This is a genomic window from Neobacillus drentensis (assembly GCF_036965245.1).
GTDB lineage: Bacteria > Bacillota > Bacilli > Bacillales > Cytobacillaceae > Neobacillus > Neobacillus drentensis_G.
The window spans coordinates 15,544-28,238 of record NZ_JBALPG010000049.1; the positions used below are offsets into that span (position 1 = coordinate 15,544).

At 34.7% G+C, this 12,695-nt stretch carries 15 protein-coding genes; 9 read left to right on the forward strand and 6 right to left on the reverse strand.

Going from position 1 to position 12,695, the window contains the following annotated elements; genetic code table 11:
* Positions 1-278 precede the first annotated feature (278 nt).
* The 3 genes from V7150_RS12460 to V7150_RS12470 form a co-directional block, all read right to left on the reverse strand.
* The gene (locus tag V7150_RS12460; protein ID WP_335518372.1) at positions 279-1,082 is read right to left on the reverse strand and encodes a DUF4097 family beta strand repeat-containing protein; all 804 of its coding nucleotides are present in this window, start codon (positions 1,080-1,082) and stop codon (positions 279-281) included.
* Between the two features lie 65 nt (positions 1,083-1,147).
* Complete coding sequence (locus V7150_RS12465; protein ID WP_420490282.1) at positions 1,148-2,056, reverse strand: ABC transporter permease; 909 nt, start codon at positions 2,054-2,056, stop codon at positions 1,148-1,150.
* 20 nt (positions 2,057-2,076) lie between these two features.
* Positions 2,077-2,988, reverse strand: a complete 912-nt coding sequence (locus V7150_RS12470) for an ABC transporter ATP-binding protein (RefSeq protein WP_335518377.1) — start codon at positions 2,986-2,988, stop codon at positions 2,077-2,079.
* A 194-nt stretch (positions 2,989-3,182) separates the two neighbouring features.
* On the opposite strand from V7150_RS12470, the gene V7150_RS12475 reads away from it, so the two are divergent.
* The gene (locus V7150_RS12475; RefSeq protein ID WP_335518380.1) at positions 3,183-4,967 is read left to right on the forward strand and encodes a hybrid sensor histidine kinase/response regulator transcription factor; all 1,785 of its coding nucleotides are present in this window, start codon (positions 3,183-3,185) and stop codon (positions 4,965-4,967) included.
* Positions 4,968-5,225: 258 nt separating this feature from the next.
* On the opposite strand, the gene V7150_RS12480 is transcribed toward V7150_RS12475, so the two are convergent.
* A complete protein-coding gene (locus tag V7150_RS12480; RefSeq protein ID WP_335518381.1) occupies positions 5,226-6,638 on the reverse strand; it encodes a PLP-dependent aminotransferase family protein in 1,413 nt (470 codons plus the stop codon).
* Between the two features lie 112 nt (positions 6,639-6,750).
* Between V7150_RS12480 and V7150_RS12485 the strand changes: the two genes are divergently transcribed.
* The 4 genes from V7150_RS12485 (at position 6,751) to V7150_RS12500 (ending at position 8,656) form a co-directional block, all read left to right on the forward strand.
* Entirely contained in the window at positions 6,751-7,677 is a 927-nt protein-coding gene (locus tag V7150_RS12485; RefSeq protein WP_335518384.1) for a DMT family transporter, read from the forward strand.
* 3 nt (positions 7,678-7,680) lie between these two features.
* A complete protein-coding gene (locus tag V7150_RS12490) occupies positions 7,681-7,869 on the forward strand; it encodes a hypothetical protein (protein WP_335518407.1) in 189 nt (62 codons plus the stop codon).
* A gap of 186 nt (positions 7,870-8,055) precedes the next feature.
* Positions 8,056-8,271: a helix-turn-helix transcriptional regulator gene (locus V7150_RS12495; RefSeq protein ID WP_335518405.1), complete on the forward strand. Its 216-nt coding sequence runs from the start codon at positions 8,056-8,058 to the stop codon at positions 8,269-8,271.
* Positions 8,264-8,656, forward strand: coding sequence for a hypothetical protein (locus V7150_RS12500; protein ID WP_335518387.1), 393 nt, complete (start codon positions 8,264-8,266; stop codon positions 8,654-8,656). Before V7150_RS12495 ends, V7150_RS12500 begins: the two co-directional genes overlap by 8 nt.
* A gap of 186 nt (positions 8,657-8,842) precedes the next feature.
* On the opposite strand, the gene V7150_RS12505 is transcribed toward V7150_RS12500, so the two are convergent.
* Positions 8,843-9,592: a M15 family metallopeptidase gene (locus tag V7150_RS12505; RefSeq protein ID WP_335518389.1), complete on the reverse strand. Its 750-nt coding sequence runs from the start codon at positions 9,590-9,592 to the stop codon at positions 8,843-8,845.
* Positions 9,593-9,969: 377 nt separating this feature from the next.
* Here V7150_RS12505 and V7150_RS12510 point away from each other — a divergent pair, with 377 nt between their 5' ends.
* The 3 genes from V7150_RS12510 to V7150_RS12520 all read left to right on the forward strand — a co-directional run bounded on the left by V7150_RS12510 (position 9,970) and on the right by V7150_RS12520 (position 11,080).
* Positions 9,970-10,173: a helix-turn-helix transcriptional regulator gene (locus V7150_RS12510; RefSeq protein WP_335518392.1), complete on the forward strand. Its 204-nt coding sequence runs from the start codon at positions 9,970-9,972 to the stop codon at positions 10,171-10,173.
* Positions 10,173-10,610, forward strand: coding sequence for a hypothetical protein (locus V7150_RS12515; protein ID WP_335518394.1), 438 nt, complete (start codon positions 10,173-10,175; stop codon positions 10,608-10,610). The genes V7150_RS12510 and V7150_RS12515 overlap by 1 nt, the downstream gene beginning before the upstream one ends.
* Positions 10,611-10,675: 65 nt before the next feature.
* On the forward strand, positions 10,676-11,080 hold the full coding sequence (locus V7150_RS12520) for a VOC family protein (RefSeq protein ID WP_335518397.1): 405 nt from the start codon (positions 10,676-10,678) through the stop codon (positions 11,078-11,080).
* Between the two features lie 114 nt (positions 11,081-11,194).
* Here the strand turns inward: V7150_RS12520 and V7150_RS12525 are convergent, their stop codons facing one another.
* Positions 11,195-11,821 carry an FMN-dependent NADH-azoreductase gene (locus V7150_RS12525; protein WP_335518400.1) on the reverse strand — a complete coding sequence of 209 codons (627 nt, stop codon included), beginning with the start codon at positions 11,819-11,821 and terminating at the stop codon, positions 11,195-11,197.
* A 170-nt stretch (positions 11,822-11,991) separates the two neighbouring features.
* Between V7150_RS12525 and V7150_RS12530 the strand changes: the two genes are divergently transcribed.
* Positions 11,992-12,465 carry a MarR family winged helix-turn-helix transcriptional regulator gene (locus tag V7150_RS12530; protein WP_335518402.1) on the forward strand — a complete coding sequence of 158 codons (474 nt, stop codon included), beginning with the start codon at positions 11,992-11,994 and terminating at the stop codon, positions 12,463-12,465.
* Positions 12,466-12,695: the final 230 nt, after the last annotated feature.

Here is a 12,695-nt window from a genome sequence, read left to right on the forward strand (position 1 = left end):
ATGGCTCAAAAGAATCGGGAAACGTACCGTTGGTATGTCCTTTGCGATTCTTTTTTTACTGATCAAACGTTTGATTAACAACGGAAAATTTTCAATCAAACGTTTGTTTAAATAAGGGTAAAGCCCGATACATCAACGATTTAGAGTGGGAAGAATAGGCTGAGTAACAGAACTGTGACTCAGACAACTTAATCGTGACCTAAAAACCTGGTTAGTGATTTTCTAACCAGGTTATTTTTTGTAATTAGCAAAGCTAATATCTTTTTTTATAAAAATGTTTATTTTTTATTTCTTGTTACATTACCCTTAATATTATTGATATTAACCTTCCCATTTCCAGTCTGAGTAATTTCCACATTTTTTGATACATAATTGATATCAAGGGAACCGTCTCCAACATGAATTTTTGCTGATCCATCTATTTGATCGACTTTGATGTGTCCGTTAAGATTCATTATTTTTATATCTGAATCAATATTATGAAGGGACAGATTACCGTCTCTATTATTTATATCGATGGGGCCATCAATGTTCATCGCTTGAATCTTCCCATTTTTATTATTTAGTGTAACCTTTGAAGCAATATCTCGAATTTCCATGTCGCCATCCCTATTCTCGATTAGTACAGGTCCCTCTGAGTTTGATACATTAATATCACCGTTTACATTCACAATTTCAATATTGGAAGACATATCAGATATACTAATATTTCCATCTCTATGTGAATGAATGTCTAACTGAAGGTGCTTTGGTATCTTAATGTTAAGGTCAACTGATCCTGAACCCATCGCAAAAAATTGACCATCAAATGTAGCATCTAAATAGGCGATGTTTTTTCGTTCTTTTAAACTAAATTTCAGTTTATCCATACTGATTCCATTAGCCTTTACTAGTGCAGTGACCTCAATCTTTTCGGAGTTCGAATGGCCTGCAATTTCTACCTCTCCATTTCTATTGTTAATAACAAGTTTGGAAATATCTTTAACTGGAAGTTCAACTTCCTTTGCATTTGATTGTTGCTTACATGCTGAAATAAGAGTTAACATAGATAGAATGACAAAACACAGCATTAATTTTTTCATATATTCTCCTACTTTCCGGATTTGGATATTTGACTACCCTTACAACAAACTAGTACTGTATTTTGCTAAGCTACGTCACGTTTGACAAAAATGGGGTATGATATCAGATGGAGTATCAATAGATGTAAGATAATAAATCCAACTGATAAACCTAGTGTCATTCCTTCAACTGAAGGTGTTCCGAATATAAATTGGTTAAGGTCTGTATGAGAAAAGACGAAATACTTCGTCCAGTACCATCCATTCATTGCAATAGATAATATAAATCCAACTAATGTTACTAGAATGGAGATAACAATGGAAAATGTGGTACTCCGGAAGGCTGCGGAGATCATAAATGCCAATGTGATTGCCAGAAACAGAAACGGAATATTTAAAAGATAACTACCTATTAATGCTTGGAGTATAGGAACTCCTACAACAGTTTGATCCTTTACAAAAAAGTAGTTATCACCTAATCCGTCCAATCCGAATATGAAACTGCTAAATAAAATGGCCGTTAATATCCCAACTAATGTTAAAAAAAGCCCGAACAATATGGCAGCGGTATATTTAGCAAAATAGATTTTCGTCCGACTAGCTGATTGGGTAAGTAAAAGTTTGATTGTTCCAGAACCAAACTCAGCAGCTACAATTTCCCCGCCTATAATAATAGCAATAAGTGAAACCGCAAAAATAATATTACTAATCTGACCAACGGCAAAACTCCATGCATTTGTGTCGGGGGGAATATTATTTTCTAAATAATATTGATTTAGTAACAATTTTTTCTTAGCTTGTTTGTCTTCAATTATCAACGTATTTGATTTTTCTAATTCCTTACTAAGTGAAATATTCTCCTGTTCAAGCTTCGTCCTCCAGTCTTTACCAAAAGCAGTATCTTCTGCTGTTTTTAAATTTATAATCTGGATTAATACATACACTATAACTAATGCGACCATAACCCAAGTACGCTTACGTTTATATATTTTCATGTTTTCATTACGTATTAGGTTCAATGAATATTCCCTCCTGTAATTTCTATAAATTTGTCCTCAAGCGTCTTCTTGACAGTTTGGATATTATATACATTAATGCCTGCACCCAACAGATGCTGACTTATTTCAGGTATGCGTTCTTTAGGAATGTGTACCTTAATCTGTTTTCGATCCGCTATAATTGTTTTTCCAGACAGTAAAGATTGAAGTACTTGTATAGCGTAATCCGGGCGATCAACTTCAAATCCTACTTCTGAACATTCATCTTCTACCATTTCCGATACATTATGGATGCCTATCAACTTTCCTTTGTTTAAAATGGCCACTCGGTCACACATCATTTCCATCTCGGACATTAAATGACTTGAAATAATAACTCCTACCCCTTCGTTTTTCACTATGGATATTAAATGTCCCCTCAATTCACGGATACCAGCCGGATCAAGTCCGTTAGTTGGTTCATCTAGAATGAGCAAGGAAGGCTTATGAACCAAAACAACAGCAAGACCTAGACGTTGTTTCATGCCAAGTGAATAGGTACTGACTTTTTCGTTAATGCTGTGCTCCAGTCCTACCAATGATATAACTTCACTAATTCTTTTTTTCGTCACCTTGGAATTCATTCTTGAAAAATGAACTAGATTATCATATCCAGATAAGTATTTGTACAAATCAGGATTTTCCACAATAACCCCAACCTGTTTCATTGCTTTTTCAAAATGAAGAGAAGTGTCCTCTCCGTTAATGAATACCTTTCCTTCTGATTTGCTAACTAGTCCCACAATCATACGAATTGTGGTTGTTTTTCCGGCTCCATTCGGACCGAGAAGACCTAGAATTTCCCCCTTGTCCATTTCTAAAGATAAACGGTCTACAATAGTCTTGTTCCCAACTTTTTTAGTAAGGTCACTTATTTGTAGTAACGACAATGACTTTCACTCCTTCAATTCATAATTTGAATGAGATATAATTTATTTTGGAATCGTCTCAGACACTATCAATCTAACAAAGCAGCTGTCATAATCCCTAGTGACAAAGTGTAATAACCTTGATATGACAAAGAAAACATGCTTTTTTAAATCATTCTAATCACATTTTATTTTTTTTGATCGGAGCTGTACGAATGCGTATTTTCATAAATCGATGGTCATGGCAAGATTGGTCCATTTTTACGTTACGAACTGTGTGGATCATTTTAGTTATCATTTTCATGTATAGAGACAAAGCAAATTTTCCTTTTTGGTTGGTTTGTATTGCTCTTCTCGTTTGCAGTACAATTCCTTTTTTATTTGTAGGAAGACAATATTACCGATATTTTATTACTGAGTGTTTGGTTGCCGGTGGCTTCTCGCTTTTTCTTGCTTACCATTTAGAGTTGACTAGGTTATTTGCTCCAATACTTTTTACAATTGCATTCTATTCTCGAGGTAAACAACATTGGTTTTCTCTGCCTATTTCTGTGATTTTGTTTATTTTAATTGCGGGTGACTCGGTAGTTTCATCACTGACAAGTCCTTTGATTTGGCAAAGCTTAATGGATGCCCTTATTTTTTATGGAGTTAGCTTTTCTCTACAGATGGGGGCTGTCTCTATTAATGCAATTAAGCAAAAACTAAAACTAATAGAAGAGCAATATTCGATTCTGGAACAATATTCATCACAAATCGAAAAAATGACTCTTCTGGAAGAACGATATCGTATGGCACGTGAACTTCATGATACGATTGGGCATTCATTTACCTCTATGATTTTAGGCATGGAAACACTAATCCCTCATATTAATTCAAGTGAAGGAAAGACCAAGCTGCAAAGCATGCTAAAACTTGCTAGAACTGGACTAGAAGATATTAGACGGCAAGTGCATCAAATGGATCCCTTAGAAGAAAATTTGCCATTGGATCGTTCTCTTCTTCAAATCATGGAGGAGTTTAAAACAAATACAGGAGTACATGTTATTTTTCGCACAATGGGTGAACCTTATCCTGTAATGAAGCAAGCTAAACTTACATTGTATCGGTGCTTACAGGAGACTTTGACTAATGCCAGCCGTCACGGTCAAGCTAGTTCCATTCAAGTTCTTCTTCAATATGACCAAGCTCAAATAATGCTACAGGTACAGGATAACGGAAAAGGAAGTGAAAAAATTCAATATGGATATGGACTTTCAAGTATGAGCGAACGTCTTGCTATGCTGCAAGGCAAGTTTTATATCGATACTCAGAAGGATGAAGGTACAATTATCACCTGTATGATTCCAAATCAAACGAATGAGGGCAGTCATAAAATTAAAGTTCTTATAGTGGATGATCAACCGCTAGTCCGTGAAAGTTTAAGGCTATTGTTAGGGGAAGAAAAAGATTTTCAGGTTTTTATTGCTGGAAACGGAAAACAAGCAATTGAGGATTCCCAGAAAAATTGTCCCGATATAATATTAATGGATATTAACATGCCAGAAATGGATGGTATAACTGCAACAAAAATAGTTAAAGAAACTTGGCCGCATATACGTGTTATTATGATTACAACTATTGAGGATGTGTCTTATGCGGCGACAGCTCTGCGGATTGGAGCAGAAGGATACATACTAAAATCCGTTAATCCAAAGGAATTGGCAGCAACGATCCGTCTAATTTATGGTGGTGGAACGATGATCACACAAGATGTAGCACAACAATTACTTGAAAATCAGATGGGGGCTAAAGTAGAAAATCCTTATCAACTAACCGAAAGAGAATTGGAAATACTTCGTGGGTTGGCTGAGGGAACTCGTAATAAAATACTTGCTCAAAAGTTATACTTATCTGAAGGAACTATAAGAAACTACATTTCCACTATCTATTCTAAACTACAGGTACAAGGAAGAGATGAAGCTGTGGAGAAGGCGAAAAGAGAGAATCTAATTCAATAACTGTTCTAGGCAGATCGATACCTTTTATTTTTGGATTGATTTAAGTATTTAGGCATTAGGCGTTTTTTTACTGCCCAATGCCTTTTTAAAAGATAAGAAAAAATAATTTGTGTTTCGGTGTCTATCTCGAAGTATCCTCAACTCGAGATTGTTGCCGAAATTAGGGGCCCTAAAATGTACTAATTAATAAAGTGGTTTTACATTTGTATCACTTGAAGCAGACTTCTTTTGTTTTAGTATACCTTTAATCCAATCCTCCTAATTAGATAGAGATTGCGCCACTGCAACAAACCTTTTTATCCCTTCACTTAGTTGTTTTTCATTTGCGTAAGAATAGCTTAAACGTATCCAGGATGATAGTTGTTTTAACGGATCACAAACTTGACCTGGGACAAAGGATATAGATTGTTCGATGCTTTTTGTTAATAATAAATCAATTGGAAGTTTATCCGGAAGCTGCACCCATAAATTCAGACCGCCTTGTGGACTGGTCCATTTCCAATCTGTTACCGCCAGCTCTTCTTCCATGATTTCCTTTCGGATCTGCAGGGCGATCCGTATTTTCTCTAAGTGTTGCTGCAATCTAAGTGATGAAAAGTAATGGAGAAAAATTTTTTGATTGAGAAGTGGTGAGCCATTATCAGTTAACAATTTTACTGTTATTAGTGAATTCATTAATGATGATTGACAAATAACAGCCGCAATTCTCAAACCAGGCGAGATATATTTGCAAAAGCTTCGGATATAAATGACTGTCCCGGCAGCATCATATGTGTAAATTGGCGGCGGCGGGGCATGATCAAAATATATGTCGTGATAGGCATCGTCCTCAATTAAAAGACACCTATATTGTTCAGCCAATTCCACTAATTTCTTGCGCTGCCCGACTGAAACAGTATAACCAGTCGGGTTATGGAATGTTGGGTTGAGATAAAATAGGCGTGGTTTATATTGTTTAAGATATAATTCAACCTGCTGTAAATCGTACCCGTCTGGATGGATATCAACCGTTACAATCTGTGCTCCTTGTGCTCTAAAAATATCAATCGCAGCACTATAGCTTGGACGTTCAAATAAAACCGCGTCTCCTCTCTTAATAAAAGTTTGAGCAATTAAGTGAATTGCTTGTTGTGATCCAGAAGTGATTAATAGATCATCAGTATGGAGATGAGTTTTATACTGGTTGATAAAATAGTGAGCGAGTGCTTCACGAAGCTCTAAATCACCTTGCACAGTTGAGTAGGTTGCAAGTACTTTTGGATAAAGGTCGAAAACTTTCTTCACGTAATCCGAAAAATATTGATTTGGCAAAAGATTTGGATCAATTAACGCCTGAGAAAAATGATAGGAAACAGGTGATTGGTGGATTTCAGATAAATGATTTTTTTGAACGTATGCAGAAACAATTGGATTGTCCAGATATTCAAGATTTTTCGTCACATTTGATTGGACAAAATAGCCTACTTTATCAATTACATAAACTTTGTCATGCAGTTTCAGTAATTGATAAGCCTTTAATACAGTTAATCTATGAATATTCATTTCAGATGCTAATTGCCGGACGGAGGGAAGCTTTTGATGTTCTTTCCATTCATTACGTTCTATTCGGTGAAGTACATAATCATATACTTTCTTAAAAAGATAATCTTCATTTTGAATCGCATTGCTCACATCGATTCCTCCTATTCAAAACGATTGTACCATGATCTAATCTAATCTGTTCTATCTTTTGCAATCTGTTCTATTATCCTTCTTTTATGATAGAAAAAAGGAGGAGTTTTATATGGTGATTATTAATTATTGCTTCATGTGTTTGATTTTTGGAACGACATTTTTAGCGATTAAAATTGGTGTTGATGCAGGAGTGCCTCCATTTTTATCAGCTGGACTCCGTTTTTTTATTGCTGGTTTGCTGCTATTTAGTTTTATGGTTTGGAGAGGAAAAACGACAATATCATTATTATTTCGGAAAGAGATGTTTTTAACAGGAGTAGGTTTAACCTTTGGGACGTTTGCCACATTATACTGGGCAGAACAGTATGTGACATCAGGGATTGCAGCTGTCTTATCTGCTACCGCTCCGATGATGATTATTATTATTCAGACAATCATAATGAAGCAAAAGGGAAATCGAAAATCATTGATTGGTTGTGTCGTAGGAGTCATTGGTGTCACGTTCTTAATCTTACCTAGTTTTTCAATTGAGATTAGTCCCTTATGGATGGTTGGTTGTCTCGCCGTCATAATCGGTCAAGTTTTTTACGCATCTGGGACGATTTATACGAAGCATGTTATCCGAAAATTTGAAAATACATCAGCGATTGCCTTAAATGCAGCGCAAATGATGCATGGCGGGATTTTATTAATCATTTTATCATTTTTTACCGAGAACATTCAGTTTGATTATCTTTTAAGCTCAGCTTCAATTGGTTCTTTTCTTTATTTAACTATTTTTGGTTCAATGATCGCTCATAGCATTTATTATTGGCTTGTCTCTCGGACAAATCCCGTTTTTCCTTCTACATGGCTGTATATCTCACCATTAATTGCCGTAATATTAGGAGTTATCTTTTACCATGAATATATTTCTTGGTTAACAGGCATTGGTACTTTGACGATTATTATAGGAACAGGTTTAGTTAATTTCGAAACATTACGGGAATTGTTTTGGGGGAAGCGGACTGTTCTTCAGGATGTTAAAAATACCTGAGTAATGAGCGAAGTCATTTGTAAAAAGGATTCAGCTCAAATAACCGTTGATTTGGATATATTAATGGGTAAGAAAACGTCCGCAGAATTATCGTTGGATGATATCGTTTCCCTTTGTGATGATTTAATAGAGGCACATGGAGAGTGGCTTCCAGAATTTAAGAAAGAAGAGGAAATTACCTTCAGCTTGTAGGATTTTATGTTTATCAAGTAAAACGTAAAGTTTTAGTTACGAAATGGGTCCAAGATAGAGAATCAATAAAATATTGAGTATAAGACAAAGAAGGTGTAAAAAATGTTTGACACCTTCTTTGTCTTTTTTTATCATAAAGATGTAAAAGGTTTTTTACACCTTACGGATGCAGAGGTGATATATGGAATGGAAAATAGAATTAAGGAGTTCAGAGAAAAAAACAGTCTTTCACAAGGCAAATTAGCAGAACTATGTAATGTAAGTAGGCAAACGATTAACGCTATCGAGAATAACAAATATGACCCCAGTTTACAGTTAGCGTTTGATATTGCAAGTAATTTAGGAACCACTATGGAGGAATTATTTATACGTTCAGAGAATGGAGGAAAAAGGAATGGATAAATCAAAAAAAATCGTCGCTGTTTTAACCTTTGGTGTTTTTTGTACGCTTGTGGGAGTTACCTTATACAAATGGGTACGATTTGGCACTATAGATGGAGGTTCTATATTTTTTAGTTTCCTTGCCCTATCATATTTTTTAAATTGGGTTAAATGGGGCAACCATGAAGGCGGTGGAGAGAAAGACGAATTAGACAGGCATATTGAAACCCAGAGTGCAAAGATAGGGTATTTTGTGTTAATGATTTTGGCAGGTTTAATTCTTTTCATTTCTGAAGGTGTATCCAATTTGAACGATATTAATAATTTTCCTTTACTTATTGTGGTTGGCCTTACATTTGTTACACTTCCGATTACAGAGTTAATATATTCAAAGAAGTATAAATAATTTTTACACATCACAGAATGTGAAACCCTTTATTCAACAAACGGGTGCAAGACTTAAAGAGCAAGCTGCTATTATTGGGCAGCTTTGCTTGTTAGCTAACGGAGCAGGATTGTAGAAAAAGGTATAAATTAAAAACCAGCATAAATATAGAAAAAAGCGATTCATGTTAGAGAATCGCTTTTTTCCTTATTTTGAAACAGGAGTTACTTGTAAATATTCTTCTAACGTAATACCACGATTATGGATTGCAGTTGAAATATTACCAACATAACGAATATGCCAAGGTTCGTATTTATAACCCGTTATGGCTTCTTTTCCTTTTGGGTAACGAATGATAAATCCATATTTTGCACAATTATTCTTTAACCAAGCAGCCTCTTTCGTATTAGCAAAACAAGATGTTGCTGCACATTTCCCATCTCTTCCACTAACATCAATGGCTAAACCAGTTTGATGTTCGCTTGTCCCAGGAATGGCGCTATAGGTTCGAGCTTTTTCAAAACCATCCCTTTTTACATAATTGTTAAATAGCACTTTTTGAGTATTATAAGAACGATACGCAGATACTCCGCTTAAATAAATTCCATCCTTTTGGGCAGCGGCAAACATTCTTTCCAAAGCTTTTGCCGCTTCATTTCTCATTTTACGCTTTTCAATTTTTTCACTAAATAAAAAAGGTACATTGGGATAGACTAGATTCTTCGGAACATAGGTAACCGGCATATAATACTTTTTATTCACAACTGCCGCAATCGATGCTGGATACGCAGTTAATGTAACAGCACTTATCTTCGTTTTAGAGGGAGAATTCGTTACATTCTTTTGCTGTATTTTAGATGATTTAGGCTGAGTTGATTTGTCTAAATTTTTCGTGCAGCCAATCGCATTGATTATTAAAAAGATCATCAGGAATACACGGATACTATTCTTAAACATTAAAATACCCTCCTTTAAATTCTACGTTTATTTTTATAATGGATTTAAAAAGGAGGATTATTCTTGAATAATAAATTGTGCTTTCGAAAAAAATCAAAAAATTATTAGTGAAAGAAAATTTTAGGAAGATATTTAAAACGGAGAAAAAATGACTTCAAAATTCGTTCGTTATATTTGTATACTGACAAATCATTACTAAGAAACCTTGAGATTTTATAGGGACATTCTTGGTTTTGAATTAATTGAAGAATTTCCAAATAGTAAAGGGGCATTTTAGTCTAATAAATATTTTGTGAAAGCTTTTTTTGATTTTTATGTAATATATATTTTACTAAACGTAATTTATATGTTACATTTTATTTGTGGGAGGTGGGTATATGAGAAATTCTGTAAAGGTAGCAAGGGTAAAAAAGGATCTTACGCAACAGCAATTGGCAGATGCTGTGGGTATTACACGACAAACAGTAAGCTTAATTGAAAAAGGAAAATATAACCCATCTTTAAAATTGTGTTTACAGATTTGTTATGCAGTAGGTGGCACTTTAGATGAAATATTTTGGGTTGAAGAGGAGGACTTTTAATGAAGAAAATAACAGACGAGCGCTTAGTACTTCGAAATTTGCAAAATACAAGAATTGTTTATATTGTACAAACGTTTGGGATTCTCTGTATCTTGGGATATAATCTATTTACTAGTGGGATAGACGGTATGCGTGACAATCCTATTTGGCTTGTGTTTATGGTTTCAGCAATTGTATCAGCTTATCTATCAATGAGTATCAGTGTTGAGCACGAGAAAAAAATCCGTAATCCCAAAAAATCATTTATCATTTCAACTGTAATCACATTAGTCATTTCTATTATAATTGCGTACTTTGTTTCAATTACACCAGAGTCAGGGCTGTCAGTAGGAATTCTAACCGGCGTAATTATATTAATTTGTTTTCTTATTCCAAATATTTATATCTACCGTTTGAGAATGAAACAACTAATAGATTTAGATGACTTAGAGGAATAATTGATACTTCAGCATTGGAGGTATCGTGATGAATTTTTTTAATTTAAGAAGGTGTAAAGAACATTATGGTAAAAAAATACGTTCACCATTTATGTATTCAAACCAATACATATCTGGAAACATTAAAGTTTTATACGGAAGCTTTAGGATTTGAAATAGTCCAAGAATCCCCGGATTTTCATGGAAGACAGTTTAATAGTTGGTTAAATCTAGACGGTTTTTATATTGAGCTGCAAACTGGTAAAAACAATGAAGTCCTTATAGATAATAATTCTAACGGTCAAGGGATTGTTCATTTTTGTATATGGGTTGAAAATCTCGAGCACGAAGTAGAACGCTTAAAAGCAATGAATGTGAATTTTATTTGTAAAAAAGGTGAGATTATTTATCATGTTGAAAATGGCCATCTTTGTAAAATAAAAGCTCCAGAAGGTACAATTGTGGAATTGCGTGATAATAAAGGTATATAAGGGAGCGTTTGTTGAATAATCAAGAATAGGGTAACGGGATAAACGAATAAAAAAGCAGTACCAACACTATAAATGTGTTAGTACTGCAAATTGAGTGAAAGTTGTTTTTGTTAATTAGAACGTACTTGCTACTTTAACAGCTTTTTCAAGGCCATCGGCAATAATTTCTTCTGCTTGATCTGGGAATTGGTTGTGACCTTCAATCACTACTTTCTCTATATCTTTTACACCGAAGAAGCCCAACATACTTGCTACATATTTAACAGCCATTTCTAATTCAGCTGCTGGTCCTTTAGAATATACACCGCCACTTGCGTTTAATAATGCAATTTTCTTATCTTCAATAAGACCTACTGGACCTTCAGGTGTATATTTAAATGTTTTACCCGCGCGGTTTAAGTAATCAATATATGTGTGAAGTACAGCTGGGATTGTTAAATTCCATAACGGGAAAGCAAGTACAACTTTATCCGCTGCAAGGAACTGATCTAAATATTTATCAGCAACAGCTACTGCTTGTACTTCCTTTGCTGTTAAATCAAGTCCTCTGCTAGCTTTAAATGTGCCGTTAATCATATCTACTCCAACATATGGCAATTCTTCATTGTATAAATCAAGCTCTACCACTGTATCATTTGGATGTGATTCTTTGTAGCTTGCTAAAAAAGCCTCATATAATTTCACACTAACCGCCTGATCTGCTGGACGATTGTTTGCTTTTACAAATAAAACTGTTGTCATTCTCTTTTCCTCCTGTTGCTCACTCTTACGTTGTTATATATTTTCTCACTAAAAAGGTCATCCCATTGTAGTTGTAAAAATATAGTCAATTTGATTGATTATATTTCAGATAGTACAATAAGGTTTAAATATAGTCAACTTAATTGACTTTATTCGAGGAGGTTGAATACATGAATAATCAGTTATTTAGTGAATTGGATCTTGCCGCGCTTTTGTCATTATCCTTTAGTACATTAATTAATGAACTACATGATAGATTGAGTGAGTTGGGATATGGAGATATTAAACCTGCACATGGTTTTATGTTTAAACGTATCATTCCTAATGGAGCGACAGGTATAGAACTAGCTGAATATTTAGGAATTACAAAGCAAGCTGTAAGTAAAATGGCGGATTATCTTGAGAAAAGTGGTTATGTAATGCGCCAAACTCATTCCACTGATAAGAGAGAGAAAATTATTGTTTTGACCGAACGTGGCTGCCTGGTAATGAAAGCAAAAGAGGAGATACTAGCTGAGATAGAACGACGTTGGATTGACAACATAGGTGCCGAACGAATGCAAATGCTCAAAGAGGATTTAACAAAATTAGTTTATGAAACAAATGAAGATAAATGGTCATCGAAGTTACGACCTGTTTGGTAGTATAAAGTCTATAAGGGGGACCAACCTTACATTGGAAGAAGAATAAAATTCCCTTTCTCTTTGCTTCTACTTTTGAATGAAATTGTTCAAAAAAAAGAGAGGAAAAATTCCTCTCGAAACGCAGAATCAAGCTTTTTTTTCCTTGCCTTGTCCGAATGGAACCTGCATTCAGACAGGAACAATCTTTTTTTGCCTTACCTTGTCCGAATAGGGCCTGCATTCAGACAGGA